General features: G+C 68.6%; 34 protein-coding genes. 31 read left to right on the top strand and 3 right to left on the bottom strand.

The window, feature by feature from the left end; genetic code table 11:
* Positions 1 to 70: 70 nt before the first annotated feature.
* The 3 genes from ACWGH4_RS09545 to ACWGH4_RS09555 form a co-directional block, all read right to left on the bottom strand.
* Entirely contained in the window at positions 71 to 2215 is a 2145-nt protein-coding gene (locus ACWGH4_RS09545; RefSeq protein ID WP_453457883.1) for a PIG-L family deacetylase, read from the bottom strand.
* 209 nt (positions 2216 to 2424) lie between these two features.
* On the bottom strand, positions 2425 to 5190 hold the full coding sequence (locus ACWGH4_RS09550; RefSeq protein ID WP_453457885.1) for a poly(A) polymerase: 2766 nt from the start codon (positions 5188 to 5190) through the stop codon (positions 2425 to 2427).
* 3 nt (positions 5191 to 5193) lie between these two features.
* The gene (locus ACWGH4_RS09555) at positions 5194 to 6834 is read right to left on the bottom strand and encodes an RNA ligase family protein (protein WP_453457887.1); all 1641 of its coding nucleotides are present in this window, start codon (positions 6832 to 6834) and stop codon (positions 5194 to 5196) included.
* Between the two features lie 565 nt (positions 6835 to 7399).
* On the opposite strand from ACWGH4_RS09555, the gene rpsJ reads away from it, so the two are divergent.
* The 31 genes from rpsJ (at position 7400) to truA (ending at position 24577) form a co-directional block, all read left to right on the top strand.
* Positions 7400 to 7708 (top strand): 30S ribosomal protein S10, encoded by a 309-nt coding sequence (gene rpsJ, locus ACWGH4_RS09560; protein WP_003948644.1) that lies wholly within the window; start codon positions 7400 to 7402, stop codon positions 7706 to 7708.
* A gap of 14 nt (positions 7709 to 7722) precedes the next feature.
* Positions 7723 to 8367 (top strand): 50S ribosomal protein L3, encoded by a 645-nt coding sequence (gene rplC, locus ACWGH4_RS09565; RefSeq protein WP_005313592.1) that lies wholly within the window; start codon positions 7723 to 7725, stop codon positions 8365 to 8367.
* A gap of 5 nt (positions 8368 to 8372) precedes the next feature.
* Positions 8373 to 9023, top strand: coding sequence for a 50S ribosomal protein L4 (gene rplD / locus ACWGH4_RS09570; protein ID WP_037773993.1), 651 nt, complete (start codon positions 8373 to 8375; stop codon positions 9021 to 9023).
* On the top strand, positions 9023 to 9346 hold the full coding sequence (gene rplW / locus ACWGH4_RS09575; protein WP_005313587.1) for a 50S ribosomal protein L23: 324 nt from the start codon (positions 9023 to 9025) through the stop codon (positions 9344 to 9346). Before rplD ends, rplW begins: the two co-directional genes overlap by 1 nt.
* A gap of 52 nt (positions 9347 to 9398) precedes the next feature.
* On the top strand, positions 9399 to 10235 hold the full coding sequence (gene rplB / locus ACWGH4_RS09580) for a 50S ribosomal protein L2 (protein WP_005313586.1): 837 nt from the start codon (positions 9399 to 9401) through the stop codon (positions 10233 to 10235).
* Positions 10236 to 10247: 12 nt separating this feature from the next.
* Complete coding sequence (rpsS, locus tag ACWGH4_RS09585; protein ID WP_166628878.1) at positions 10248 to 10529, top strand: 30S ribosomal protein S19; 282 nt, start codon at positions 10248 to 10250, stop codon at positions 10527 to 10529.
* Positions 10530 to 10572: 43 nt separating this feature from the next.
* Positions 10573 to 10920, top strand: a complete 348-nt coding sequence (gene rplV, locus ACWGH4_RS09590) for a 50S ribosomal protein L22 (protein WP_004571827.1) — start codon at positions 10573 to 10575, stop codon at positions 10918 to 10920.
* The gene (rpsC, locus tag ACWGH4_RS09595) at positions 10920 to 11750 is read left to right on the top strand and encodes a 30S ribosomal protein S3 (RefSeq protein ID WP_005313583.1); all 831 of its coding nucleotides are present in this window, start codon (positions 10920 to 10922) and stop codon (positions 11748 to 11750) included. Before rplV ends, rpsC begins: the two co-directional genes overlap by 1 nt.
* Positions 11751 to 11755: 5 nt before the next feature.
* Positions 11756 to 12175 (top strand): 50S ribosomal protein L16, encoded by a 420-nt coding sequence (gene rplP / locus ACWGH4_RS09600; RefSeq protein ID WP_005313579.1) that lies wholly within the window; start codon positions 11756 to 11758, stop codon positions 12173 to 12175.
* Positions 12175 to 12399, top strand: a complete 225-nt coding sequence (gene rpmC, locus ACWGH4_RS09605; protein WP_017949657.1) for a 50S ribosomal protein L29 — start codon at positions 12175 to 12177, stop codon at positions 12397 to 12399. The genes rplP and rpmC overlap by 1 nt, the downstream gene beginning before the upstream one ends.
* Positions 12399 to 12683 (top strand): 30S ribosomal protein S17, encoded by a 285-nt coding sequence (rpsQ, locus tag ACWGH4_RS09610; protein WP_005313575.1) that lies wholly within the window; start codon positions 12399 to 12401, stop codon positions 12681 to 12683. The genes rpmC and rpsQ overlap by 1 nt, the downstream gene beginning before the upstream one ends.
* A gap of 108 nt (positions 12684 to 12791) precedes the next feature.
* Complete coding sequence (gene rplN, locus ACWGH4_RS09615) at positions 12792 to 13160, top strand: 50S ribosomal protein L14 (RefSeq protein ID WP_003956455.1); 369 nt, start codon at positions 12792 to 12794, stop codon at positions 13158 to 13160.
* Between the two features lie 2 nt (positions 13161 to 13162).
* Positions 13163 to 13486 carry a 50S ribosomal protein L24 gene (gene rplX, locus ACWGH4_RS09620; RefSeq protein ID WP_159688581.1) on the top strand — a complete coding sequence of 108 codons (324 nt, stop codon included), beginning with the start codon at positions 13163 to 13165 and terminating at the stop codon, positions 13484 to 13486.
* Positions 13486 to 14043: a 50S ribosomal protein L5 gene (gene rplE / locus ACWGH4_RS09625; protein ID WP_018847497.1), complete on the top strand. Its 558-nt coding sequence runs from the start codon at positions 13486 to 13488 to the stop codon at positions 14041 to 14043. The genes rplX and rplE overlap by 1 nt, the downstream gene beginning before the upstream one ends.
* A gap of 5 nt (positions 14044 to 14048) precedes the next feature.
* Positions 14049 to 14234, top strand: coding sequence for a type Z 30S ribosomal protein S14 (locus ACWGH4_RS09630; RefSeq protein WP_003956452.1), 186 nt, complete (start codon positions 14049 to 14051; stop codon positions 14232 to 14234).
* Between the two features lie 209 nt (positions 14235 to 14443).
* The gene (gene rpsH, locus ACWGH4_RS09635) at positions 14444 to 14842 is read left to right on the top strand and encodes a 30S ribosomal protein S8 (protein ID WP_005313538.1); all 399 of its coding nucleotides are present in this window, start codon (positions 14444 to 14446) and stop codon (positions 14840 to 14842) included.
* Positions 14843 to 14863: 21 nt separating this feature from the next.
* Positions 14864 to 15403 (top strand): 50S ribosomal protein L6, encoded by a 540-nt coding sequence (gene rplF / locus ACWGH4_RS09640; protein WP_005313535.1) that lies wholly within the window; start codon positions 14864 to 14866, stop codon positions 15401 to 15403.
* 3 nt (positions 15404 to 15406) lie between these two features.
* Complete coding sequence (rplR, locus tag ACWGH4_RS09645; RefSeq protein WP_005313533.1) at positions 15407 to 15790, top strand: 50S ribosomal protein L18; 384 nt, start codon at positions 15407 to 15409, stop codon at positions 15788 to 15790.
* Between the two features lie 46 nt (positions 15791 to 15836).
* A complete protein-coding gene (gene rpsE, locus ACWGH4_RS09650) occupies positions 15837 to 16442 on the top strand; it encodes a 30S ribosomal protein S5 (protein ID WP_005313527.1) in 606 nt (201 codons plus the stop codon).
* Positions 16442 to 16624 carry a 50S ribosomal protein L30 gene (gene rpmD, locus ACWGH4_RS09655; protein WP_005313525.1) on the top strand — a complete coding sequence of 61 codons (183 nt, stop codon included), beginning with the start codon at positions 16442 to 16444 and terminating at the stop codon, positions 16622 to 16624. The genes rpsE and rpmD overlap by 1 nt, the downstream gene beginning before the upstream one ends.
* A 1-nt stretch (position 16625) precedes the next feature.
* Positions 16626 to 17081, top strand: a complete 456-nt coding sequence (gene rplO / locus ACWGH4_RS09660; RefSeq protein WP_005313522.1) for a 50S ribosomal protein L15 — start codon at positions 16626 to 16628, stop codon at positions 17079 to 17081.
* 222 nt (positions 17082 to 17303) lie between these two features.
* A complete protein-coding gene (secY, locus tag ACWGH4_RS09665) occupies positions 17304 to 18623 on the top strand; it encodes a preprotein translocase subunit SecY (protein ID WP_005313519.1) in 1320 nt (439 codons plus the stop codon).
* The gene (locus tag ACWGH4_RS09670) at positions 18623 to 19288 is read left to right on the top strand and encodes an adenylate kinase (RefSeq protein ID WP_441265753.1); all 666 of its coding nucleotides are present in this window, start codon (positions 18623 to 18625) and stop codon (positions 19286 to 19288) included. Before secY ends, ACWGH4_RS09670 begins: the two co-directional genes overlap by 1 nt.
* Positions 19289 to 19396: 108 nt before the next feature.
* Positions 19397 to 20239 (top strand): type I methionyl aminopeptidase, encoded by an 843-nt coding sequence (gene map / locus ACWGH4_RS09675; RefSeq protein WP_453457897.1) that lies wholly within the window; start codon positions 19397 to 19399, stop codon positions 20237 to 20239.
* A gap of 206 nt (positions 20240 to 20445) precedes the next feature.
* Complete coding sequence (gene infA / locus ACWGH4_RS09680; protein WP_003956442.1) at positions 20446 to 20667, top strand: translation initiation factor IF-1; 222 nt, start codon at positions 20446 to 20448, stop codon at positions 20665 to 20667.
* 57 nt (positions 20668 to 20724) lie between these two features.
* Entirely contained in the window at positions 20725 to 20838 is a 114-nt protein-coding gene (gene rpmJ / locus ACWGH4_RS09685) for a 50S ribosomal protein L36 (RefSeq protein ID WP_003956441.1), read from the top strand.
* A gap of 185 nt (positions 20839 to 21023) precedes the next feature.
* Entirely contained in the window at positions 21024 to 21404 is a 381-nt protein-coding gene (gene rpsM / locus ACWGH4_RS09690) for a 30S ribosomal protein S13 (protein WP_005313488.1), read from the top strand.
* Between the two features lie 67 nt (positions 21405 to 21471).
* Positions 21472 to 21876, top strand: a complete 405-nt coding sequence (rpsK, locus tag ACWGH4_RS09695) for a 30S ribosomal protein S11 (RefSeq protein WP_003956432.1) — start codon at positions 21472 to 21474, stop codon at positions 21874 to 21876.
* Between the two features lie 141 nt (positions 21877 to 22017).
* Positions 22018 to 23040 (top strand): DNA-directed RNA polymerase subunit alpha, encoded by a 1023-nt coding sequence (locus ACWGH4_RS09700; RefSeq protein ID WP_003956430.1) that lies wholly within the window; start codon positions 22018 to 22020, stop codon positions 23038 to 23040.
* Positions 23041 to 23147: 107 nt separating this feature from the next.
* Positions 23148 to 23639, top strand: coding sequence for a 50S ribosomal protein L17 (gene rplQ, locus ACWGH4_RS09705; protein WP_441265755.1), 492 nt, complete (start codon positions 23148 to 23150; stop codon positions 23637 to 23639).
* A gap of 80 nt (positions 23640 to 23719) precedes the next feature.
* Positions 23720 to 24577, top strand: a complete 858-nt coding sequence (gene truA, locus ACWGH4_RS09710; RefSeq protein ID WP_453457901.1) for a tRNA pseudouridine(38-40) synthase TruA — start codon at positions 23720 to 23722, stop codon at positions 24575 to 24577.
* Positions 24578 to 24668 lie beyond the last annotated feature (91 nt).

Raw genomic sequence — 24668 nt, forward strand, 5'->3', positions numbered from 1 at the left:
CCTCTCGGTGCGGGGCCCTTCGTCATGTCCGGCGGGCGCAGGCTCAGCTCCCGCCCGCCGGGGCGGGGAGTCAGCCGTTCGCCGTGGCCGTACCGGGCGACCAGGTCCACGGGTGTGCGTCCGGGCCCATGCCGACGATCCGGACCTCTCCGTCGGGGGCGACGTCCAGCGTGGGTGTGTCGAGGGCCACGGCCCCGGCGGTACGGGTCAGCAGCCGGCCCTCGTGCCGCAGCTGCACCCGGCCCAGCAGATCCAGACCGGCCAGGACGGCCCGCTCGGGGTCACCGGCCGTGGCGAGCGGTCCGTAACCCTCGAACCGGACGGCGGGCAGCGGCCTGCCGTCCGGGCTGAAGCGGGTGAGGGCGGGCGAGGCGCTGCCGCGGGAGTCCCTCGGGTCCGTTCGCTTCCAGGGCCGCTCCGTCCGGTACAGCAGGTGCACGGAACCGTCGGTCTTCGCGAGTGCGGCGGGGGTGTCGACGGCCGCCGGCAGATGTCCGGAGGTGCGGTGGGTGAGGGGCAGGCCGGGCGCGTCCTGGGTCCAGTGGTGGACGGTGTCGAAGCCCGCGGCGAAGAGATGGACGCGGCCGGCCGCGTCGACGACGGTCGCAAGGCCGTCCTGTATCCCGGCGCTGCCGTCGAGGGCCCGCCAGCCGCTCCACCGGCCGTCCACCTCACGGACCCGTGTGCTGACGCCCTTGTCCGCGTTGCGCACGAACAGGTGAACCCGCCCGTCGGGCGCGCTGACGGCCACCGGCACCCCGATGCGCCGGCCCCGGTCGTCATGGCGCTCGGGGTTGCCCAGGCCGCGCCACGCGAGGAAGGGTCCGCCCGCGGAGCGCTGTTCCAGCAGCACTATTTCCCGGGCGTTGTTCCCGCCGTGACCGCTGATCGCCGAGAAGCGAAGGGCGAAGAGGAGCTGCCGTCCGTCGCCGAGCGCCGTCGCGCCCAAGGCCGGCGCGAGAGGGCCGCCGCCGAGGTCGGCGGGCTGCCCCCACCGGCCGCTCCCGGCCTCCGTCTCCCGCCAGCGCACCGCGCGCAGCCCCAGCACCCCGTACGCGGCCAGCCGTCCGTCGGGTTCGGCGGCCAGGGACGTGCGGGGCCCGGGGTAGCGGTAGTGGGTGGAACGGACCCAGCCCTTCTTGTTGGTCAGAGGACGGTCGCCGCCCACGTTGTAGTCGCCGCATCCGCCGCTGTTGCCGCAGTTCCAGTCGGCCTGCCCGCCGTACGGCACCAGATGGCCGGCCTTCCGCCGCAGCACGCTGTCCGGCAGGTTCTTCGGCCAGTGCCGGTTGTAGTAGCCGCGGAAGGAGGTGGCGACGAACGCCGGTATCTCGCCGCCGTCGCGTGCCGACTCGGCCACCCACCGGGCCATCGCCGCCCAGCTGAAGGAGGCCACGGCGGTGTGGTCCCCGTGGTCCGAGTAACCGCGCTGTTCGCTGTCCTTCTTACGGGTGGCCTCGTCGCTGTGCTGAATGTCGGGATCGGGGTCCAGCGTCTGCACGACGGTGGGCCGGTAGCGGTCCATCAGCCCGACGAGGACGTCGACGAGCCGGTCGTAGTCGTAACTCGCGATCCTGTGCACGGGGGAGTCGTCGGCGACGACGGTCGGCAGCTCCAGCACCCGGTCCCGCCACAGGTTCGGCAGACCGAGCCGGGCATGGCGGGTGGTGTGCATGGCGAGGTTCAGGTAGATCAGGTCGACGCGCCGGGGACCGACGGCCAGGCTGTTGATCTCGGCCCGCCGGCCGCCGCGCAGCGTGGTGACCCCCTTCTGCCAGTCCGTGAACCGGGGCAGACCGAGCAGGGTCGCGTACGCCTGCCGCAGGCCCTGGTGGCGCGCGGACGAGTACGCGCTCTTGTCCGCGGCGGGACGCGGCCGCCCCGGTGCCTTGTTGACGCCGTCGGCCTCGCCGGCCGTGACGTACACGCAGACGAGGGGGACGCCGGAGTCCAGCATCCGCTGGGTGTCCGGGTTCATGAAGTACAGGTCGTCGTCGGGGTGCGCCAGTATCTGCATCAGCCGGGCGGGCCGTGAGTCGCTTATGGCGATACCGGGCGCGGGGTCGGTGACGGGCCCGGTGCGCCGTGGCGCGGGCACCGAACACGAGGTGAGGGCGGTGGCCGAGCCGGCCGCGGCCAGTGCGCCGATGGCGGCGACGACGCTGCGCCGCCGGGGCCGGGTCGTGCGCAACCCCGACACAGCTCTGTCGTCCACTTGTCGTGCTCCGTCCGGTTCCCCCGCAGCGGCCGGGCGGTGCCCCCGTCTGCGTACTGTGAAATCCCAGGTGGCGGCCGGGCCGGTCGAGCCGACAGCCGCGATCAACCAGACGGGGCACGGCCGCCGGGGGTTGCCCGGATTTTGGCCATGTGTTCGATCTGACATCCGTCCCCGGGACTGCCGGCCCTATGGCGAGAGCCGGCAGGTCACACGAGAGTCGGTACGTCGCCGCACGCCGCGTGCTCGACCTTCGTGCCCGTCAGACCCCTGAGCCAGGGGGCGGTGAGGTCCGCCAGCCCGGCCGGGTCCGGCGGGGTGGGGCCGAGGCCGACGGCGTAGCGCACGGGGGAGTCGGTGAAGGGGCGCGGCCATGCGTGGACACCGGACTGCGGCAGTGCCGTCAGCAGCGCCCGCATCCGGCCGCGGACGCGGCCCTCGTCGCCGGGGGCCACTGTCACGACCGCCCAGGCCGCGTGCCGGCGGTGCAGCGGGGGCGGGGCGAGCAGCGGTTCGGGGGAGTCGCCGTCCAGGAGCTCCCAGGCCCGGAACAGTTCCTGCGTGATCAGGTCGCGCATGTCGGCGGTGACCTGGTCGGAGCAGGGACGTACCGGCGCGGTCGGGGTCATGACCGTGACCGGCAGATCCGGGCGCGCCGGGCCGCCGACCGGCTCGCGCCAGTCCCAGGCCGCCCAGGTCGCGAAGAAGTGGCGGAGCAGTTCGCCGGGCGGCAGGTCGCCGGCCTCGCGGACGGTACGCGCCGCGAGGACGGACCAGCCGAGGCCCGGCAGCCCGCCGAACGGAGCGGAGTCCAGCCCGCGGGCCTTCGCCCATGCCTTGACCTGGCGGGCCAGACGCGTGAACGCCTCACGTCGGCCCGCGACCCCGGCCTCGATCTCGTCGAGGAGCGCGTCGGCGTCGCTGACAGCGCTGAGTGCGACCGCCGCGTCCTCGCCCAGCTCGGCCCGGCGGCCGACAGCTTCTGCCGGATCGAGCGCACCGGTGGCGACGACGGCCAGGTCCACGGCGAGGCCGCCGACGTTGAGCCGCAGTCCGGGGACACGCGCGCCGACCACTTCCCGCACGTCCGTCGCTTCGGGCAGCGCGGCCGTCAACCGGGCGCGTACGCCCGCCAGTTCGGGTGTCCCCGGCAGAGCGGCGACCAGGTCCAGATCGGCCCCGGGAAGCGCGCATCCCGTGCGCCGCGAACCGACGAGGTGCACGCGTCCGTCCGCGAGCGCCCGCTCCGCCCGTACCCGCACGTCGTCGGCGACGCGCTCGTTCTCCGGTCCACCCGGTGTCTCCGGTACGCCCGGCGCGTCCGGTGCCCACCGCACCTCGCCCGTTCCGAACGCGACCGTCGCCCGTACCCGCATCGGCTCGCCGGCGCGGCGCGAGAGCAGCACCAGCTCGCCGACCTCGGCGGACATGCCGCCGAGCCGGGACGCGCACTCGGCGACCAGCGGCTGCGGATCGCGGGTCCGGCCCAGGCTCAGGTGCGGGGTGAAACCCTCCCGACGGCCGCGGCAGCGGGGGAACCGCAGCTCCAGGGCGTGGCGCAGCTCCTGCCACGGCTGCTCGCCGGCCGCCGCCGGGTCGAGCCACACGGTCGCGTCCTCGCGGTGTCCGAAGCTGTGTACGCCCTCCAGCCGGGCGTCGAAGGGGGCGATGCCCGCGGCCGCCTCCGCGAGCAGCGGGGCGGCCTCCTCGAAGGCGGACTCCGGCACGAACCCGAAGAGCAGGTTGACGTGCGGGGGCCAGCGGTGGATCTGAGGGTCGTGCTCGCGGCGGACGTCCTGGATCGGTCCCCACAGCCCGGCGGGCGGCAGCCAGGCCACGGCCGTACGTGCTGTCGGCCGCACGTCGAGGACGCGGCTCTCCTCCCGCGCGGGGCTCAGGGCGACCTCCACCCCGTAGTGGTCGGAGATGTGCGGCCCTTCAGGGCCGGGGACGTCCCCGCGCAGGACGGCCGAGTCGACCCGGAGCGTGCCCGACCGGAGCAGTACACGGTCCAGCCGGGACGCCCGCCCGCTCAGGGACGAGACGGCGGCGAGCGGATTGGCGGCCGGGTCGAAGGTGGGGGTCGCGTCACCGGGTCCGTGCGCGTCGCTCCAGGCGTCGCGCATGCCCAGCGTCGTCTGCGGCGTGTCCGTGCCGTCGTTGAAGTCGCCCATGAGCACGAGGTCGCCGTCGATGCCCGCCGATCCCTCGGCGATCCGGGCCAGTTCCGCGTTCCGCCGGGTGGCGCCGTCCTCGGAGTGGTCACTGGTGAGGTGGGTCGCGGCCACGGTCACCGGACCGCTGAGGGTCTCCACGACGATCGCCGTCACCGCCTTGTGCGGGCCGAGGGCGTGGTGGCCCGCCTCGCGCACGGGCAGCCGGCTGAGCAGCAGCAGGCCGCACTCGTCGACGTCACGGCCGCCGGGGTCGGTGGCCACCGTGTACGCGTCCCGTACCCACGGCGTGCGCAGCAGCATGACCAGCAGCTCTGGTTCGACCTCCTGGAGCGCGACGACGTCGGCGTCCGCCTCACGGAGGGCGTCGATCAGCAGGGGGCGGCGTACGGCGGTGGCGATGCGGTCGGAGTCGTAGCGGTCCCACAGGGTGTTCCAGGTCAGGACGCGCAGGCTCCCCGGGGTGCCCTTGGGGGCGTGCGCCGGCACCCAGCCGTCCCCGTCCCACGCGTACGGCGTCCGTGCTTCGAAGAACGGCGCACGCAGCCGGCGCGCCTCCCGTACCCGCCCGGCGTCTGTGTCGTCGATCCGGTCCACACCCGTGGCCCGGTCCCACACCAGCTCGCCGTCCGCCTCGAAGAACAGCACGCGGTGCCAGGGGATGTCCCCGCCGGGCACGAAGGCGGACAGAGGCATGCGCTTGGGCGCCGCCTCGCGCCGGCGCACGCCGATCACGAAGCGGGCCGGGTCGAAGCGCGCGTCCCAGCGGACCCGGTGGTAGATCTCCTCGCTGGTACGCACGGCCTACGCCTCCTCCTCGACGGTCCCGCTCGCCCCGATGTACCAGGTGCGGTGAGCCTGGCCCGGGTACGGAGGGACGAACCGGTGCAGTTGCGAGGTCAGCACCTCCGGCGGCACGGGGTGCTCTCTTTCCAGATTGCGCCGCGCCAGCTCGTCCTCGTCGACGAGCAGCACGGCGTGGGTCGTCAGCGCGTCACGACGGCGGGCCACCGCGTGCACCAGTGACCGCTGGTGGTGGTTGAGGGACGTGGCGTCCCACACCACGGTCCCGCCGCGCGCCAGGGCGGAGTCCAGCAGGTCGAGTCCTTCGCGGAGCACGTCCCCGTTGGCCTTCTGGTCGGCGCGCGAACCACGGGCGCGGCGCAGTTCGTCGAGGGACACGTACGCGTCCACCCCGTCGAGGCCCTGTGCGAAGGAACTCTTGCCGCTGCCGGACGGGCCCACCAGATGGATCAGCCGGGGGAAGTCGCCCGAGCGCCACCGCCAGGTCGCGGCGGTGGCCTCCGCCGCGCTGCCGATGCGGCCCTCGGCGTACGCCTCGCGGGCCTCGGCCCGGCAACGGGCGGCCGCGTCGTCGTCCAGACCGGCGAACTCCTCCGTGAGCCCGTCGAGGGGCGCGATGTCCGCGGCGTGCAGTCCGGACCATTCCACCTGCTCCCGCGCCTCCGCCGCCCCGGCCGTCGCCGCGGCCACCGCGTGCAGTACATCCAGGTCGGCGGCGTACGACATCCGGACGAGCCCGGCGCGGCGCTGCTCGTCCGGGTACGGCCGGTGAAGTCCGGCCTGCAGCCCGACCAGGTCGGCGACGCGCCGTGCGAGCGGCAGGCCGAGCAGGGGGGCCAGGCGGGGCGCGAGCGCGGCCCGCCGCTCCCGGTGCAACAGCGCCGCCAGTACGCCCGCGAGCCGGGCGTCCCCCGTGCGGCCGCCGGTGTCCAGGCGCGCCACGGCCTCGGCGTCACCGTCGCCCATGCCCGGCGCCCGGGGGTCCGGCGCGGCCCCGGACCGTACGTCCCACAGTGCCGCGCCCGGGCCGAGTCCGTTCGGTACGACGGCCGCGTGCATCCAGTGCGTATCGGTCCGCACGTGCCCGGCCCGCACCCACTTGGCGACCCGCTGCCCGAACTCCTCGGCCATGAAGCCGTCGGCGGTGCGGACGACGAACCCTTCCTGCCGGCCGAGGTCCGGCTTCAGGGCCCGCAGCGCCCGCTCGTCGAACAGCCCGCGCCACAGCACCCGCGGCACGGGGACGCCCAGGTCGCGCAGGAACGCGACGGTCCGGTCCCAGTCGAGGCACCAGCCGAGTTCGTCCCACACGGAGAACCCGTAGAAGTAGCTCTCGAGGTCGTCGTACGCGATCGAGTGCCGGGCGAACATGTTCTCCCCGCACACGCGCCAGTCCTCTGGGATGCCGTGCGCGACGCGCCCGTGCAACGCCTTCACCCACGCCCGGGACGGATGGTGGGCGGAGTCCAGCGACCGGGCGTGCAGCCCGTCGCGGTACAGGGTGGTGTTCTCCCCGTCGAGCTTCTCGGTGACGACGACCTCCCGCCCGCGCAGCCCGTCGAGATCCGCGACGCGCACATCGTCGGAGGTCGCACCGGGCGACCACGGCAGATGAGCCGTGCGTGGATAGTGCGTGCGCATGGCAGAACCGGCCCCCGTGTCGAATGACTGTCCGGCCACTGTAGGAGCGGCGAGGAGCCCGACTCGACCGAATATCGCTCATCGGGCCGCGCCCCGTCCGCCCTCTTCCGGGGGATGCCGGGCGACATGGAAACCCGGGTGCCGGGCGGCCGCCCGGACAGGGGTTCTGCGCGCCGCTGTTTGACACGTAACCCCCGCGGGGTAGTGTTCTCGGCTCGATTGGCCAGGGCGCGGGAGTGTGTGGCAGACTGTCCGGGTTGCTCGGTTGAGTGCCGATGCTGCGCGCCTCCCGCCGGGAGGACCGGAAGCGAGTCCCACAGTACTCGTCGACCCTCGGGTCGGACGTACGGGAATCTTCCGGGAAGTGTCAGCGGGGTACCGGCCAGGCGCTCGGCGGGAGCTCTTCCCCCGATACGCGGCCGCAGGCCGCACCCCCTTGGTTGGGAAATCCTTCGGGAGATCTTCGTAGAGGGAGTGCGACACGCCCGACCGCGTGGGTCGGAGAAGAGAGCAAGACCCACCGAGTACCAGAGCGTTTCACTAGACAAAGGACTACTGAGTAGCCATGGCGGGACAGAAGATCCGCATCCGGCTCAAGGCCTACGACCACGAGGTCATCGACTCCTCGGCGAAGAAGATCGTCGAGACGGTGACCCGCACTGGTGCGTCGGTCGCAGGCCCGGTGCCGCTGCCCACTGAGAAGAACGTGTACTGCGTCATCAAGTCGCCGCACAAGTACAAGGACTCGCGCGAGCACTTCGAGATGCGCACGCACAAGCGCCTGATCGACATCCTCGACCCGACGCCCAAGACCGTTGACTCGTTGATGCGCCTGGACCTTCCGGCCGGCGTTGACATCGAGATCAAGCTCTGAGAGGCGCGGAAGAGATGGCAAAGCAGATCAAGGGCGTCCTGGGCGAGAAGCTCGGCATGACCCAGGTCTGGGACGAGAACAACCGTGTCGTCCCGGTGACCGTCGTCAAGGCCGGGCCCTGTGTCGTTACCCAGGTCCGTACGAATGACATCGACGGCTACGAGTCGGTCCAGATCGCCTTCGGCGAGATCGACCCTCGCAAGGTGAACAAGCCCCTCAAGGGCCACTTCGCCAAGGCCGACGTGACCCCCCGCCGCCACCTGGTGGAGCTCCGCACCCCTGACGCCAGCGAGTACACGCTGGGCCAGGAGATCACTGCCGAGGTGTTCGAGTCCGGCGTCAAGGTTGACGTCACGGGCAAGAGCAAGGGCAAGGGCTTCGCCGGTGTCATGAAGCGTCACAACTTCAAGGGCCTCGGCGCCGGTCACGGCACCCAGCGCAAGCACCGCTCTCCCGGCTCCATCGGTGGCTGCGCCACCCCGGGCCGTGTGTTCAAGGGCCTCCGCATGGCGGGCCGCATGGGCAACGAGCGGGTCACCACCCAGAACCTGACCGTTCACGCCGTTGACGCGGAGAAGGGCCTGCTCCTCATCAAGGGCGCAGTTCCTGGTCCGAACGGCGGCCTGGTCCTGGTCCGCACTGCGGCCAAGGGGGCCTGAGGACTATGAGCACCATTGACATCCTGTCGCCCGCGGGCGACAAGTCCGGGACCGTTGAGCTCCCGGCCGAGATCTTCGACGCCAAGGTCAGCATCCCGCTGATCCACCAGGTCGTCGTCGCGCAGCTGGCCGCTGCCCGTCAGGGCACGCACAAGGTCAAGACGCGTGGCGAGGTCCGCGGTGGTGGCAAGAAGCCTTACCGCCAGAAGGGCACCGGCCGCGCCCGTCAGGGTTCGACCCGTGCGCCTCAGTTCGCCGGCGGTGGCGTCGTCCACGGCCCCGTGCCGCGTGACTACTCGCAGCGGACCCCGAAGAAGATGAAGGCCGCCGCCCTGCGCGGTGCCCTCACCGACCGGGCCCGTCACTCCCGTATCCACGTCGTCTCCGGCGTGGTCGAGGGCGAGGTCTCCACCAAGGCAGCGAAGACGCTGTTCGGCAAGATCAGTGAGCGCAAGAACCTGCTCCTGGTCGTCGACCGCGCCGACGAGGCCGCGTGGCTGTCCGCCCGCAACCTGCCCCAGGTGCACATCCTGGAGCCGGGCCAGCTGAACACGTACGACGTGCTCGTCTCCGACGACGTGGTCTTCACCAAGGCCGCCTTCGAGTCCTTCGTGTCTGGCCCCAAGGCCGCTGAGACCGAAGGGAGCGACGTCTGATGTCCGAGGCGACCGTTACCAGCAAGACCTTCACGGACCCGCGCGACGTTCTCGTCAAGCCGGTTGTGTCCGAGAAGAGCTACGCCCTGCTCGACGAGAACAAGTACACGTTCATCGTCGCGCCTGGCTCCAACAAGACCCAGATCAAGCAGGCCGTCGAGGCGGTCTTCTCGGTCAAGGTCACCGGGGTCAACACGATCAACCGTCAGGGCAAGCGCAAGCGCACCCGCACCGGTTTCGGCAAGCGCGCCAACACCAAGCGCGCCATCGTGACCCTTGCCGAGGGCGACCGTATCGACATCTTCGGCGGTCCGACCGCCTGACGGCGGTCGAGATCGTCCAGATTTCGGAATAGTTTCCGAGGACTGAGAGACAATGGGTATCCGCAAGTACAAGCCGACGACTCCGGGCCGTCGTGGCTCCAGCGTCGCCGACTTCGTCGAGATCACGCGGTCCACGCCGGAGAAGTCGCTGGTCCGCCCCCTGCACAGCAAGGGCGGCCGTAACAACACCGGTCGTGTGACCGTCCGTCACCAGGGCGGTGGCCACAAGCGCGCCTACCGCGTGATCGACTTCCGTCGTCACGACAAGGACGGCGTGCCGGCGAAGGTCGCTCACATCGAGTACGACCCCAACCGCACCGCGCGCATTGCGCTCCTGCACTACGCAGACGGCGAGAAGCGCTACATCATCGCCCCCCGTGGCCTGAGCCAGGGCGACCGGGTCGAGAACGGCCCCGGCGCCGACATCAAGCCCGGTAACAACCTGGCGCTGCGCAACATCCCGGTCGGTACGACCATCCACGCCATCGAGCTGCGGCCCGGCGGCGGCGCGAAGTTCGCCCGCTCCGCGGGTGCCTCCGTGCAGCTGCTGGCGAAGGAGGGCCAGATGGCCCACCTGCGTATGCCGTCCGGTGAGATTCGCCTGGTCGACATCCGCTGCCGCGCCACGGTCGGCGAGGTCGGCAACGCCGAGCAGTCGAACATCAACTGGGGCAAGGCCGGCCGCCTGCGCTGGAAGGGCGTCCGCCCGACCGTCCGCGGTGTCGCGATGAACCCGGTTGACCACCCGCACGGTGGTGGTGAGGGCAAGACCTCCGGTGGTCGCCACCCGGTCTCCCCGTGGGGTCAGAAGGAGGGTCGTACTCGTTCGCCGAAGAAGGCTTCGAACAAGTACATCGTCCGCCGCCGCAAGACGAACAAGAAGCGCTAGGAGCGGGTTTAGATGCCGCGCAGTCTCAAGAAGGGGCCCTTCGTCGACGACCACCTGATCAAGAAGGTGGACGCCCAGAACGAAGCCGGCACCAAGAACGTCATCAAGACCTGGTCCCGTCGCTCGATGATCATCCCGGCCATGCTCGGCCACACGATCGCGGTGCACAACGGCAAGACCCACGTCCCGGTGTTCGTCACCGAGTCCATGGTCGGCCACAAGCTCGGCGAGTTCTCGCCGACTCGCACCTTCCGCGGCCACGTCAAGGACGACCGGAAGTCGAAGCGCCGCTAACCGCGGGGTGGAACGACTAATGACTTACACCGAAGGGACAACCATGGAAGCCAGGGCCCAGGCGCGGTACATCCGCGTCACGCCCATGAAGGCCCGCCGAGTGGTGGACCTCATCCGTGGCATGGATGCCACGGAGGCTCAGGCGGTCCTGCGTTTCGCCCCGCAGGCCGCGAGCGTGCCGGTCGGCAAGGTGCTGGACAGCGCCATTGCCAACGCCGCGCACAACTACGACCACACCGACGCCTCTTCGCTGGTCATCAGCGAGGCGTACGTGGACGAGGGTCCGACCCTGAAGCGGTTCCGTCCGCGTGCTCAGGGCCGTGCCTACCGGATCCGTAAGCGGACCAGCCACATCACCGTGGTCGTCAGCAGCAAGGAAGGAACCCGGTAATGGGCCAGAAGGTAAACCCGCACGGGTTCCGGCTCGGTATCACCACGGACTTCAAGTCCCGCTGGTACGCCGACAAGCTGTACAAGGACTACGTCAAGGAAGACGTCGCCATCCGTCGGATGATGACGTCCGGCATGGAGCGCGCGGGCATCTCGAAGGTCGAGATCGAGCGCACCCGTGACCGCGTGCGGGTGGACATCCACACCGCGCGTCCCGGCATCGTCATCGGCCGCCGTGGCGCCGAGGCCGACCGCATCCGCGGCGACCTCGAGAAGCTCACGGGCAAGCAGGTCCAGCTGAACATCCTCGAGGTCAAGAACCCCGAGGTCGACGCTCAGCTCGTGGCCCAGGCCGTTGCCGAGCAGCTGTCCTCCCGCGTCTCCTTCCGCCGCGCCATGCGTAAGAGCATGCAGTCGGCGATGAAGGCCGGCGCCAAGGGCATCAAGATCCAGTGTGGCGGCCGTCTCGGCGGCGCCGAGATGTCCCGCTCGGAGTTCTACCGCGAGGGTCGTGTGCCGCTGCACACGCTGCGCGCGAACGTCGAGTACGGCTTCTTCGAGGCCAAGACGACCTTCGGCCGCATCGGCGTGAAGGTCTGGATCTACAAGGGCGACGTCAAGAACATCGCCGAGGTCCGCGCCGAGAACGCTGCTGCCCGCGCCGGCAACCGCCCGGCCCGTGGTGGCGCTGACCGCCCGGCCCGTGGTGGCCGCGGTGGCGAGCGTGGCGGTCGCGGTCGCAAGCCGCAGCAGGCTCCGGCTGCCGAGGCCCCCAAGGCCGACGCTCCCGCCGCCGCTCCGGCTGCTGAGAGCACCGGAACGGAGGCCTGACCGAAATGCTGATCCCCCGTAGGGTCAAGCACCGCAAGCAGCACCACCCGAAGCGCCGCGGTATGGCCAAGGGTGGTACGACGGTTGCGTTCGGCGAGTACGGCATCCAGGCCATGACTCCGGCGTACGTGACCAACCGCCAGATCGAGGCGGCTCGTATCGCGATGACCCGCCACATCAAGCGTGGCGGCAAGGTCTGGATCAACATCTACCCGGACCGCCCGCTGACCAAGAAGCCCGCCGAGACCCGCATGGGTTCCGGTAAGGGTTCCCCCGAGTGGTGGGTCGCGAACGTGCACCCGGGCCGGGTCATGTTCGAGCTGTCCTACCCGAACGAGAAGATTGCACGTGAGGCTCTGACTCGCGCGGCCCACAAGCTGCCGATGAAGTGCCGGATCGTCAAGCGCGAGGCAGGTGAAGCGTGATGTCGGCCGGTACCAAGGCGTCCGAGCTGCGCGAGCTGGGCAACGAGGAGCTTGTTGCCAAGCTCCGCGAGGCCAAGGAAGAGCTGTTCAACCTCCGCTTCCAGGCGGCGACGGGCCAGCTCGAGAACCACGGCCGGCTGAAGGCCGTCCGCAAGGACATCGCCCGGATCTACACCCTGATGCGTGAGCGCGAGCTGGGCATCGAGACGGTGGAGAGCGCCTGATGAGCGAGAGCAACGTGACTGAAGACAAGACCGCCCGCGGTTTCCGCAAGACCCGCGAGGGTCTCGTCGTCAGCGACAAGATGGACAAGACCGTCGTCGTCGCCGTCGAGGACCGCGTGAAGCACGCGCTGTACGGCAAGGTCATCCGCCGTACCAACAAGCTCAAGGCGCACGACGAGCAGAACGCTGCCGGCGTCGGCGACCGCGTCCTCATCATGGAGACGCGTCCGCTGTCGGCGACCAAGCGCTGGCGCATCGTCGAGATCCTCGAGAAGGCCAAGTAATTGCTTGAAGGGGTAACCCTTCGAGTTCGTTCCGCCAGGCTCGGTGGGGGTCTTTCCTCGTAAGAGGGGAGCCCCCGCCGGGAACCGGCAGACAATCAGGAGATAGACGTGATCCAGCAGGAGTCGCGACTGCGCGTCGCCGACAACACTGGTGCCAAGGAGATCCTTTGCATCCGTGTTCTCGGTGGCTCCGGTCGCCGCTACGCGGGCATCGGTGACGTCATCGTCGCCACCGTCAAGGACGCGATCCCCGGTGGCAACGTGAAGAAGGGTGACGTCGTCAAGGCGGTCATCGTTCGCACCGTCAAGGAGCGTCGTCGTCAGGACGGCTCGTACATCCGCTTCGACGAGAACGCCGCCGTCATTCTGAAGAACGACGGCGACCCTCGCGGCACCCGTATCTTCGGCCCGGTGGGCCGTGAGCTGCGCGAGAAGAAGTTCATGAAGATCATCTCGCTCGCGCCGGAGGTGCTGTAAGCATGAAGATCAAGAAGGGCGACCTGGTTCAGGTCATCACCGGTAAGGACAAGGGCAAGCAGGGCAAGGTCATTCAGGCCTTCCCCCGCGAGGACCGCGTCCTGGTCGAGGGTGTCAACCGGGTCAAGAAGCACACCAAGGCCGGCCAGACCGCTCGTGGTTCGCAGACCGGTGGCATCGTCACGACCGAGGCCCCCATTCACGTGAGCAATGTTCAGCTCGTCGTGGAGAAGGACGGCAAGAAGGTCGTGACCCGCGTCGGTTTCCGCTTCGACGACGAGGGCAACAAGATCCGCGTTGCCAAGCGGACGGGTGAGGACATCTGATGGCTACCACCACCACTCCGCGTCTCAAGACGAAGTACCGCGAGGAGATCGCGGGCAAGCTGCGTGAGGAGTTCTCCTACGAGAACGTCATGCAGGTCCCGGGCCTCGTCAAGATCGTGGTCAACATGGGTGTGGGCGACGCCGCCCGCGACTCCAAGCTGATCGACGGCGCGATTCGCGACCTCACCACGATCACCGGCCAGAAGCCGGCCGTCACCAAGGCCCGTAAGTCCATCGCGCAGTTCAAGCTGCGTGAGGGTCAGCCGATCGGTGCCCACGTCACGCTTCGTGGCGACCGCATGTGGGAGTTCCTGGACCGCACCCTGTCGCTCGCGCTTCCGCGCATCCGCGACTTCCGTGGTCTGTCCCCCAAGCAGTTCGACGGCCGTGGCAACTACACCTTCGGTCTCACGGAGCAGGTCATGTTCCACGAGATCGACCAGGACAAGATCGACCGCGTCCGGGGTATGGACATCACCGTGGTGACCACGGCGACCAACGACGACGAGGGCCGTGCCCTTCTGCGTCACCTCGGCTTCCCGTTCAAGGAGGCGTAAGCGAGATGGCGAAGAAGGCTCTTATTGCCAAGGCTGCTCGTAAGCCCAAGTTCGGTGTGCGTGCGTACACCCGCTGCCAGCGCTGCGGCCGCCCGCACTCCGTGTACCGCAAGTTCGGCCTGTGCCGCGTGTGCCTTCGTGAGATGGCTCACCGTGGCGAGCTGCCGGGCGTGACCAAGAGCTCCTGGTAGTCCCCTTAATCGGGACAACCGGAGTCTCTCGGTAAGCAGAGGGTTGGCAGGGGCCCTTCTCTCCATGGCTTAGGCTAGGAGGGTTGGGCGTCTGCCGCCCGTACGACTTACTACGCCGTAGGTCCCCGCGCCGCACCCGTCCCGCCCCTGTGTGGGGAGAGGGATGGCGCATACAGGAAACCCCGGCGAGAGAGGCCGAAGGCCAATTCATGACCATGACTGATCCGATCGCAGACATGCTGACGCGTCTGCGTAACGCGAACTCGGCGTACCACGACTCTGTCGTGATGCCGCACAGCAAGATCAAGTCGCACATCGCCGAGATCCTCCAGCAGGAGGGTTTCATCACCGGCTGGAAGGTCGAGGACGCCGAGGTCGGCAAGAACCTCGTCCTCGAGCTGAAGTTCGGCCCGAACCGTGAGCGTTCGATCGCCGGCATCAAGCGCATCTCCAAGCCGGGTCTGCGTGTTTACGCGAAGTCCACCAACCTGCCGAAGGTTCTCGGCGGCCTGGGCGTGGCGATCATCTCCACGTCCCACGGTCTCCTGACCGGCCAGCAGGCGCAGAAGAAGGGCGTGGGTGGGGAAGTCCTCGCCTACGTCTGGTAGTCGGGAACGGAGGAATAGCTCATGTCGCGAATCGGCAAGCTCCCCATCCAGGTTCCCGCCGGTGTGGACGTCACCATCGATGGCCGCACGGTCGCGGTGAAGGGTCCGAAGGGCTCCCTCACGCACACCGTCGCTGCGCCGATCGAGATTGTTAAGGGCGAGGAGGGCGTGCTCAACGTCACCCGTCCCAACGACGAGCGTCAGAACAAGGCCCTGCACGGCCTGTCCCGCACGCTGGTGGCGAACATGATCACCGGTGTGACCCAGGGATACACCAAGGCGCTCGAGATCAGCGGTGTCGGTTACCGCGTCGCCGCGAAGGGCTCCAACCTGGAGTTCCAGCTCGGTTACAGCCACCCGATCCTGGTGGAGGCGCCGGAAGGCATCTCCTTCAAGGTCGAGTCGCCGACCAAGTTCTCGGTCGAGGGCATCGACAAGCAGAAGGTCGGCGAGGTCGCCGCGAACATCCGCAAGCTGCGCAAGCCCGACCCGTACAAGGCCAAGGGCGTGAAGTACGCGGGCGAGGTCATCCGCCGCAAGGTCGGAAAGGCGGGTAAGTAAGCCATGGCATACGGTGTGAAGATTGCCAAGGGCGACGCGTACAAGCGCGCCGCCATCAAGCGCCGCCACATCCGCGTCCGCAAGAACGTCTCCGGTACGCCGGAGCGTCCGCGCCTGGTCGTGACGCGTTCCAACCGCCACATCGTGGCCCAGGTCATCGACGACATCGCGGGCCACACGCTCGCGTCGGCGTCGACCCTGGACACCTCGATCCGCGGTGGCGAGGGCGACAAGAGCGCCCAGGCCAAGCAGGTCGGTTCCCTGGTCGCCGAGCGCGCCAAGGCCGCCGGCGTCGAGGCCGTCGTGTTCGACCGTGGTGGCAACAGGTACGCCGGGCGCATTGCCGCTCTGGCTGACGCCGCCCGCGAAGCCGGGCTGAAGTTCTGAGCCCCGGTTCCGGGACTAACGGACGTAACAGAGAGAGGTAAATCCAATGGCTGGACCCCAGCGCCGCGGAAGCGGTGCCGGTGGCGGCGAGCGGCGGGACCGGAAGGGTCGCGACGGTGGCGCAGCTGCCGCCGAGAAGACCGCGTACGTTGAGCGCGTTGTCGCGATCAACCGCGTCGCCAAGGTTGTCAAGGGTGGTCGTCGCTTCAGCTTCACCGCGCTCGTCGTGGTGGGTGACGGTGACGGCACCGTAGGCGTCGGTTACGGCAAGGCCAAGGAGGTGCCGGCCGCCATCGCCAAGGGTGTTGAGGAGGCCAAGAAGCACTTCTTCAAGGTCCCCCGTATCCAGGGCACCATCCCTCACCCGATCCAGGGTGAGAAGGCTGCCGGCGTCGTCCTGCTCAAGCCGGCTTCCCCCGGTACCGGTGTTATCGCCGGTGGCCCGGTGCGCGCCGTGCTCGAGTGCGCGGGCGTGCACGACATCCTGTCGAAGTCGCTCGGCTCGGACAACGCGATCAACATCGTGCACGCGACCGTGGCGGCCCTCAAGGGCCTGCAGCGTCCCGAGGAGATCGCGGCTCGCCGTGGTCTGCCCCTCGAGGACGTCGCCCCCGCGGCTCTGCTCCGTGCGCGTGCGGGAGCGGGTGCGTAATGGCCCGCCTCAAGATCACGCAGACGAAGTCGTACATCGGCAGCAAGCAGAACCACCGTGACACCCTGCGTTCGCTCGGGCTCAAGCGCCTGAACGACGTGGTCGTCAAGGAGGACCGCCCCGAGTTCCGCGGAATGGTGCACACCGTCCGCCACCTCGTGACGGTCGAGGAGGTCGACTGACATGGCGGAGCAGAACCCGCTGAAGGTCCACAACCTCCGTCCCGCCCCGGGCGCCAAGACCGCAAAGACCCGTGTGGGTCGCGGTGAGGCGTCGAAGGGTAAGACGGCCGGTCGTGGTACCAAGGGCACCAAGGCCCGTTACCAGGTTCCGGAGCGCTTCGAGGGTGGGCAGATGCCCCTCCACATGCGTCTCCCGAAGCTCAAGGGCTTCAAGAACCCGTTCCGCACCGAGTACCAGGTCGTGAACCTGGACAAGCTCGCGGCCCTCTACCCCGAGGGTGGCGAGGTCACCGTTGCCGACCTGGTCGACAAGGGCGCCGTGCGCAAGAACAGCCTCGTCAAGGTCCTGGGCCAGGGCGAGATCTCCGTGGCGCTGCAGGTGACGGTCGACGCCGTCTCCGGCTCCGCCAAGGAGAAGATTGCCGCCGCCGGCGGCACCGTCACCGAGCTCGTCTGAGACGACTCGATGGCTTGAACATCCGACCGGGGATGCCTCTCATAAGGGGCATCCCCGGTTGGTCGTTCCTTGGGGGGCACGGTCGCCGGTAAGGTGTCGTGCGTTGTTAACTTCAGCCCGGTGTGCCTACTGGCGCCCCGTGCGGATTTTGCCTGATACGTATTCGTCGATCCTCAAGACCGTCACCTCTGACGCAGTAGCGCGGGGGTCGCAGGAGGCACCGTGCTCACCGCGTTCGCCCGGGCGTTCAAGACGCCCGACCTGCGCAAGAAGCTGCTCTTCACACTGGCCATCATCGTTCTGTACCGACTCGGGTCACACATCCCGGTACCCGGTGTCAGTTATCAGAATGTCCAGATCTGTGTCGACGCGGCCACGAAGGGCAACAACAGCCTGTTCGGGCTGGTGAACATGTTCAGCGGCGGAGCGCTGCTGCAGATCACCATCTTCGCGCTCGGCATCATGCCGTACATCACGGCGAGCATCATCCTGCAGCTGCTGACCGTGGTCATCCCGCGGCTGGAGGCCCTCAAGAAGGAGGGGCAGTCCGGCACGGCGAAGATCACGCAGTACACGCGTTACCTGACGGTGGCGCTCGCGGTGCTGCAGGGCACCGGTCTCGTCGCCACCGCCCGGAGCGGCGCGCTCTTCGCCAGCTGCCCGGTCGGCAACGAGATCGTGCCGGACCGCTCGATCTTCACCACCATCGTGATGGTCGTCACCATGACCGCCGGTACCGCCGCCGTCATGTGGCTCGGCGAGCTCATCACCGACCGCGGCATCGGCAACGGCATGTCGATCCTGATGTTCATCTCGATCGCCGCCGGCTTCCCGGGCGCCCTGTGGGCGATCAAGGAGAGCGGCAAGCTCGCCCAGGGCTGGATCGAGTTCGGCACGGTCATCCTGATCGGCTTCGTGATGGTGGGGCTGGTCGTCTTCGTCGAGCAGGCCCAGCGGCGCATCCCGGTGCAGTACGCGAAGCGGATGATCGGGCGCAGGTCGTACGGCGGTACGTCCACATACATCCCGCTCAAGGTGAACCAGGCGGGTGTGATTCCCGTCATCTTCGCCTCGTCGCTGCTCTACATCCCGGCGCTCGTCGCGCAGTTCTCGAACTCGCAGTCGGGCTGGAAAACCTGGATCGAAGCCCACTTCGTCAAGGGCGACCACCCCTACTACATCGTCACGTACTTCCTTCTGATCGTGTTCTTCGCCTTCTTCTATGTGGCGATCTCGTTCAACCCCGAGGAAGTCGCGGACAACATGAAGAAGTATGGTGGCTTCATCCCGGGTATCCGGGCCGGTCGACCTACTGCCGAGTATCTGAGCTACGTGCTCAACAGGATCACTTGGCCGGGCTCGCTGTACCTGGGTCTGATTGCTCTTGTCCCGACGATGGCGTTGGCAGGCTTCGGCGGCGCGAACCAGAACTTCCCGTTCGGCGGGACGAGCATCCTCATCATCGTGGGTGTGGGTCTGGAGACCGTGAAGCAGATCGAGAGCCAGCTCCAGCAGCGCAATTACGAAGGGTTCCTCCGCTGATGCGAATCGTCCTCGTCGGACCGCCCGGTGCTGGGAAAGGAACGCAGGCAGCGTTTCTCGCCAAGAACCTGTCGATCCCGCACATCTCCACGGGCGACCTGTTCCGCGCCAACATCTCCCAGGGCACCGAGCTGGGGAAGCAGGCCAAGGCGTACATGGACGCCGGCAACCTGGTCCCCGACGAGGTGACGATCGGGATGGCCAAGGACCGCATGTCCCAGCCGGACGCCGCGGGCGGCTTCCTGCTCGACGGCTTCCCGCGCAACGTGGGCCAGGCCGGGGCGCTGGACGAGATGCTCAAGGGCGAGGGTGTCCAGCTGGACGCCGTGCTCGACCTGGAGGTTCCCGAGGACGAGGTCGTCAAGCGGATCGCCGGACGTCGTGTGTGCCGCAACAACAGCGCGCACGTCTTCCACGTGACGTACTCCCCGGCCAAGACCGAGGGCGTCTGCGACGAGTGCGGCGGCGAGCTGTACCAGCGCGACGACGACTCGGAGGAGACGGTCCGCAAGCGGCTCGAGGTCTACCACACGCAGACCGAGCCGATCATCGACTACTACAGGTCGCAGGGCCTGGTGGTCACCATCTCCGCGCTCGGCAAGGTCACCGATGTGACCGCCCGGGCGATGGAGGCCCTCCAGGTGGACAAGGCCGCGCAGGCCTGAGCACCCGCGAGGCAGTTTCTTGAGAGTTACGGCCGCGGTGTCCTTCGGACGCCGCGGCCGTATCGTTGATAAGCCCGGAACCACTTGTCCAGAAAGGCGTCCGCCGCAATGGTGCAGATCAAGACCCCCGAGCAGATCGCGAAGATGCGCGAGGCGGGACTGGTCGTCGCCGCCATCCACGACGCGACCCGCGAGGCCGCGGTGCCCGGCGCCACGACCAAGGACCTCGACGAGGTCGCCCGCAAGGTGATCGCGGACCACGGCGCGAAGTCGAACTTCCTCGGCTACGGGGGCTTCCCCGCGACGATCTGCACCTCGGTCAACGAGGTCGTCGTCCACGGCATCCCGGACGAGGCGACCGTCCTCAAGGACGGCGACATCATCTCCATCGACTGCGGCGCGATCGTCGACGGCTGGCACGGGGACGCCGCCTACACGGCCTTCGTGGGCAGTGGTCACGCTCCGGAACTCCTCGAGCTGTCCCGGGTGACCGAGGAGTCGATGTGGGCCGGCATCGCCGCGATGAAGAACGGCAACCGGCTCGTCGACGTCTCCCGCGCCATCGAGACCTACATCCGCCGCCAGCCGCGTCCCGCGACCGGTAAGTACGGGATCATCGAGGACTACGGCGGCCACGGCATCGGCACCGAGATGCACATGGACCCCCACCTGCTGAACTACGTCTCGCGCAAGCGCGGCAAGGGCCCGAAGCTGGTCCCCGGTTTCTGTCTGGCCATCGAGCCGATGGTGTCGCTCGGTACGCCGCACACGGAGGTCCTCTCCGACGACTGGACGGTCATCACCACCGACGGCACCTGGTCCTCGCACTGGGAGCACTCGGTCGCGCTGACGGAGGAGGGTCCGCTTGTGCTGACCGCTCACGACGGCGGCAAGGCGAAGCTGGCCGAGCTGGGCATCACGGCGGCGCCGGACCCTTCCTCTCGGCCTTGAGGGCCTGGGGAGACCCCTTGCATGACGCATGGCGGCCGCGGCGCGTCTTCGGGCGCGCGCCGCTTAAGGATCTCTCACGTTGGGCACACTTGCCGGATTCGTCTTTTCGAATGGCCTGACGTAGACTGATGCGTCGGCTCTCGTGTACCCGTGTGTCCGCACGCGGTGCGAGAGTCGATCAAGGTAGCCGATTCGAAAGGCGAAGCGTGGCCAAGAAGCAAGGTGCCATCGAAATCGAGGGCACCGTGATCGAGTCCCTCCCGAACGCCATGTTCAAGGTGGAGCTCCAGAACGGTCACAAGGTCCTCGCGCACATCTCCGGCAAGATGCGGATGCACTACATCCGTATCCTCCCGGACGACCGGGTCGTCGTGGAGCTCTCTCCGTACGACCTGACGCGTGGCCGGATCGTCTACCGGTACAAGTAGATCTTGTCGCACCCCCCTAGCGGGGTGTCGGCACTGACCCGGAGAACCTCACATCCCATGAAGGTCAAGCCGAGCGTCAAGAAGATCTGCGACAAGTGCAAGGTGATCCGCCGTCACGGCCGGGTCATGGTCATCTGCGACAACCTGCGCCACAAGCAGCGCCAGGGCTGACGCACGCCGACCGACCTGCACCCGCAGTTCTTCGCGCGACGCAAGCAATACGTACATACGCAGAACCCGCCCAGCCCGAAAGGGTCGGCGGCACCTCCGGCGGGGGCCGGGGACCTCGCTCGTACCTCATACGGCGAACGGGGAGCGGTTCTGTGGCAGACCCCCGAACACACAGGAGCCATTGAATGGCACGCGTTTCCGGTGTTGACATCCCGCGCGAAAAGCGTGTGGAGATCGCACTCACCTACGTCTTCGGTATCGGGCGTACCCGGTCCAAGGAGATCCTCGCCTCGACCGGTGTGAACCCGAACACCCGCGTTCGTGACCTGGCCGAAGAGGACCTGGTCAAGATCCGCGAGTACGTGGACGCCAACCTCCAGACCGAGGGCGACCTCCGCCGCGAGATCCAGGGCGACATTCGCCGCAAGATCGAGATCCAGTGCTACCAGGGCATCCGTCACCGTCGTGGCCTGCCCGTGCACGGACAGCGGACCAGCACGAACGCCCGTACCCGCAAGGGCCCGCGTCGCGCCATCGCCGGTAAGAAGAAGCCGGGCAAGAAGTAGTCCTCAGCGGACGCTTTACCAAGCGGTCTTCGCTGTAGGACCGACCACCTCCCCGTAGGAGTAATAGATGCCCCCCAAGGGTCGTCAGGGCGCTGCCAAGAAGGTGCGCCGCAAGGAAAAGAAGAACGTCGCTCACGGCCACGCGCACATCAAGAGCACGTTCAACAACACGATCGTGTCCATCACGGACCCGAGCGGCAACGTGATCTCCTGGGCCTCCGCCGGCCACGTCGGCTTCAAGGGCTCGCGCAAGTCCACCCCCTTCGCCGCGCAGATGGCCGCTGAGTCGGCCGCCCGCCGCGCGCAGGAGCACGGCATGCGCAAGGTCGACGTCTTCGTCAAGGGTCCCGGCTCCGGCCGTGAGACCGCGATCCGCTCCCTCCAGGCCACCGGCCTCGAGGTCGGCTCGATCCAGGACGTCACCCCCACGCCGCACAACGGCTGCCGCCCTCCCAAGCGGAGGCGTGTCTGACCCTGGGTGCGTGACGCATCCGGGTCGACGTAGGGCTTTCGGGCGGTAGGTCCCCTGTGGGGCGTACCGCCCGTACCCTTGCAGTACGCAGTACCTGTCGGGTGTCAAATAGCGGGCATCCATGACTGAAGGAAACACACCATGCTTATCGCTCAGCGTCCCTCGCTGACCGAAGAGGTCGTCGACGAGTACCGCTCGCGGTTCGTGATCGAGCCCCTCGAGCCGGGCTTCGGCTACACCCTCGGCAACTCGCTCCGCCGTACGCTCCTCTCCTCGATCCCGGGTGCGGCCGTCACGTCCATCCGCATCGACGGTGTCCTGCACGAGTTCACCACCGTGCCGGGCGTCAAGGAGGACGTCACCGACCTCATCCTGAACATCAAGCAGCTGGTCGTCTCCTCGGAGCACGACGAGCCGGTCGTGATGTACCTGCGCAAGCAGGGTCCCGGCCTGGTCACCGCTGCTGACATCGCCCCGCCGGCCGGTGTCGAGGTGCACAACCCCGACCTGGTGCTCGCCACGCTGAACGGCAAGGGCAAGCTGGAGATGGAGCTGACCGTCGAGCGCGGTCGCGGCTACGTCTCCGCCGTGCAGAACAAGCAGGTGGGCCAGGAGATCGGCCGTATCCCGGTCGACTCCATCTACTCGCCGGTCCTCAAGGTCACCTACAAGGTCGAGGCGACCCGAGTCGAGCAGCGCACCGACTTCGACAAGCTGATCGTCGACGTCGAGACCAAGCAGGCCATGCGCCCGCGTGACGCCATGGCGTCCGCCGGTAAGACCCTGGTCGAGCTGTTCGGTCTGGCCCGCGAGCTCAACATCGACGCCGAGGGCATCGACATGGGCCCGTCCCCCACGGACGCCGCCCTCGCCGCCGACCTGGCGCTGCCGATCGAGGAGCTCGAGCTCACCGTTCGTTCGTACAACTGCCTCAAGCGTGAGGGCATCCACTCCGTGGGTGAGCTCGTGGCGCGCTCCGAGGCCGACCTGCTCGACATCCGCAACTTCGGTGCGAAGTCGATCGACGAGGTCAAGGCGAAGCTGGCCGGCATGGGCCTGGCGCTCAAGGACAGCCCGCCCGGATTCGACCCGACCGCCGCCGCCGACGCCTTCGGCGCCGACGACGACGCGGACGCGGGCTTCGTCGAGACGGAGCAGTACTGAGAAGGCTTGCGGGGAGCCCCGGCTCCCCGCACACCCTCCGGCGACCGCCAGGAGGGAACTGACACCGGTACCTGATACGGCCGGTGCAGATCACAAGGAGAAACCCCATGCCGCGTCCCACCAAGGGAGCCCGTTTCGGTGGCAGCGCCGCTCACGAGAAGCTTCTTCTCGCGAACCTGGCGAAGTCGCTGTTCGAGCACGGCCGCATCACCACGACCGAGGCCAAGGCCCGCCGCCTGCGTCCGGTCGCCGAGCGCCTGATCACCAAGGCGAAGAAGGGCGACATCCACAACCGTCGTCTGGTGCTGCAGACGATCACGGACAAGGGCATCGTGCACACGCTCTTCACCGAGATCGCTCCGCGTTACGCCGAGCGTCCGGGTGGCTACACCCGTATCACCAAGATCGGCAACCGTCGTGGCGACAACGCCCCGATGGCCGTGATCGAGCTCGTCGAGGGCGAGATCGCGAAGAAGGCGACCGTCGCCGAGGCCGAGGCCGCCACGAAGCGCGCGGTCAAGGAAGACGCCCTCAAGAAGGACGAGGCCGCCGAGGCCAAGGCCGACGAGGCTCCGGCCGAGGAGTCGAAGGACGCCTGAGCCTGATTTCAGGTTCGTCGAGCGGGCCCGTTCCCCACTGGGGGCGGGCCCGTTCCGCGTGAGTTGAGAGGATGGATCGCGTGAGCGACGAGGTGGAGCCCGGCTTCGTACGGGTGCGGCTGGATCTTTCGTACGACGGCAAGGACTTCTCCGGCTGGGCGAAGCAGGCCGGCGGCCGGCGGACCGTGCAGGGCGAGATCGAGGACGCCCTGCGCACGGTCACGCGCTCGCGGACGACGTACGAGCTGACCGTCGCCGGACGCACCGACGCCGGGGTGCACGCGCGCGGTCAGGTGGCGCACGTGGATCTGCCCGTGGAGCTGTGGGCGGAGCACCGGGAGAAGCTGCTCAAGCGGCTGGCGGGCCGGCTCTCGCGCGATGTGCGGATCTGGAGCGTGGCGGAGGCGCCCGAGGGGTTCAACGCGCGCTTCTCGGCGATCTGGCGGCGTTACGCGTACCGGGTGACGGACAACCCGGGTGGCGTGGACCCGCTGCTGCGCGGTCATGTGCTCTGGCACGACTGGCCGTTGGACGTGGACGCGATGAACGAGGCTTCGGCCGGGCTGGTCGGGGAGCACGACTTCGCGGCGTACTGCAAGAAGCGCGACGGCGCGACGACCATCCGCACGCTCCAGCAACTGTCGTGGGAACGCGACCCGTCCGGCGTCATCACGGCGACCGTGAAGGCCGACGCCTTCTGCCACAACATGGTGCGCTCGCTGGTCGGCGCGCTGCTGTTCGTCGGCGACGGTCACCGGCCCGCCGAGTGGCCCGCGAAGGTCCTGGCCGCCGGTGTGCGCGACTCGGCGGTCCACGTCGTACGGCCGCACGGGCTCACCCTGGAGGAAGTCGGCTACCCGGCCGACGAGTTGCTTGCCGCCCGCAACAAGGAGGCGCGCAACCGGCGTTCGCTGCCTCTCGCGACCGGCTGCTGCTGAGCCGGCGACAGAGCCGACGGCATTCCCCGTGCGGGCGGTCGACTTGACGCGGCATAGGCGGTGCACGAAGGGGGCGGGCGCCGGTGGCGCC

The sequence above is a fragment of the Streptomyces sp. NPDC054847 genome (assembly GCF_053610925.1).

Excerpts from the sequence above, each read along its gene's own strand:
- ACWGH4_RS09555 (WP_453457887.1), bottom strand. The coding sequence starts at position 6,834 with ATGCGCACGCACTATCCACGCACGGCTCATCTGCCGTGGTCGCCCGGT.
- rpsJ (WP_003948644.1), top strand. The coding sequence starts at position 7,400 with ATGGCGGGACAGAAGATCCGCATCCGGCTCAAGGCCTACGACCACGAG.
- rplC (WP_005313592.1), top strand. The coding sequence starts at position 7,723 with ATGGCAAAGCAGATCAAGGGCGTCCTGGGCGAGAAGCTCGGCATGACC.
- rplD (WP_037773993.1), top strand. The coding sequence starts at position 8,373 with ATGAGCACCATTGACATCCTGTCGCCCGCGGGCGACAAGTCCGGGACC.
- rplW (WP_005313587.1), top strand. The coding sequence starts at position 9,023 with ATGTCCGAGGCGACCGTTACCAGCAAGACCTTCACGGACCCGCGCGAC.
- rplB (WP_005313586.1), top strand. The coding sequence starts at position 9,399 with ATGGGTATCCGCAAGTACAAGCCGACGACTCCGGGCCGTCGTGGCTCC.
- rpsS (WP_166628878.1), top strand. The coding sequence starts at position 10,248 with ATGCCGCGCAGTCTCAAGAAGGGGCCCTTCGTCGACGACCACCTGATC.
- rplV (WP_004571827.1), top strand. The coding sequence starts at position 10,573 with ATGGAAGCCAGGGCCCAGGCGCGGTACATCCGCGTCACGCCCATGAAG.
- rpsC (WP_005313583.1), top strand. The coding sequence starts at position 10,920 with ATGGGCCAGAAGGTAAACCCGCACGGGTTCCGGCTCGGTATCACCACG.
- rplP (WP_005313579.1), top strand. The coding sequence starts at position 11,756 with ATGCTGATCCCCCGTAGGGTCAAGCACCGCAAGCAGCACCACCCGAAG.
- rpmC (WP_017949657.1), top strand. The coding sequence starts at position 12,175 with ATGTCGGCCGGTACCAAGGCGTCCGAGCTGCGCGAGCTGGGCAACGAG.
- rpsQ (WP_005313575.1), top strand. The coding sequence starts at position 12,399 with ATGAGCGAGAGCAACGTGACTGAAGACAAGACCGCCCGCGGTTTCCGC.
- rplX (WP_159688581.1), top strand. The coding sequence starts at position 13,163 with ATGAAGATCAAGAAGGGCGACCTGGTTCAGGTCATCACCGGTAAGGAC.
- rplE (WP_018847497.1), top strand. The coding sequence starts at position 13,486 with ATGGCTACCACCACCACTCCGCGTCTCAAGACGAAGTACCGCGAGGAG.
- ACWGH4_RS09630 (WP_003956452.1), top strand. The coding sequence starts at position 14,049 with ATGGCGAAGAAGGCTCTTATTGCCAAGGCTGCTCGTAAGCCCAAGTTC.
- rpsH (WP_005313538.1), top strand. The coding sequence starts at position 14,444 with ATGACCATGACTGATCCGATCGCAGACATGCTGACGCGTCTGCGTAAC.
- rplF (WP_005313535.1), top strand. The coding sequence starts at position 14,864 with ATGTCGCGAATCGGCAAGCTCCCCATCCAGGTTCCCGCCGGTGTGGAC.
- rplR (WP_005313533.1), top strand. The coding sequence starts at position 15,407 with ATGGCATACGGTGTGAAGATTGCCAAGGGCGACGCGTACAAGCGCGCC.
- rpsE (WP_005313527.1), top strand. The coding sequence starts at position 15,837 with ATGGCTGGACCCCAGCGCCGCGGAAGCGGTGCCGGTGGCGGCGAGCGG.
- rpmD (WP_005313525.1), top strand. The coding sequence starts at position 16,442 with ATGGCCCGCCTCAAGATCACGCAGACGAAGTCGTACATCGGCAGCAAG.
- rplO (WP_005313522.1), top strand. The coding sequence starts at position 16,626 with ATGGCGGAGCAGAACCCGCTGAAGGTCCACAACCTCCGTCCCGCCCCG.
- ACWGH4_RS09670 (WP_441265753.1), top strand. The coding sequence starts at position 18,623 with ATGCGAATCGTCCTCGTCGGACCGCCCGGTGCTGGGAAAGGAACGCAG.
- map (WP_453457897.1), top strand. The coding sequence starts at position 19,397 with ATGGTGCAGATCAAGACCCCCGAGCAGATCGCGAAGATGCGCGAGGCG.
- rpmJ (WP_003956441.1), top strand. The coding sequence starts at position 20,725 with ATGAAGGTCAAGCCGAGCGTCAAGAAGATCTGCGACAAGTGCAAGGTG.
- rpsM (WP_005313488.1), top strand. The coding sequence starts at position 21,024 with ATGGCACGCGTTTCCGGTGTTGACATCCCGCGCGAAAAGCGTGTGGAG.
- rpsK (WP_003956432.1), top strand. The coding sequence starts at position 21,472 with ATGCCCCCCAAGGGTCGTCAGGGCGCTGCCAAGAAGGTGCGCCGCAAG.
- ACWGH4_RS09700 (WP_003956430.1), top strand. The coding sequence starts at position 22,018 with ATGCTTATCGCTCAGCGTCCCTCGCTGACCGAAGAGGTCGTCGACGAG.
- rplQ (WP_441265755.1), top strand. The coding sequence starts at position 23,148 with ATGCCGCGTCCCACCAAGGGAGCCCGTTTCGGTGGCAGCGCCGCTCAC.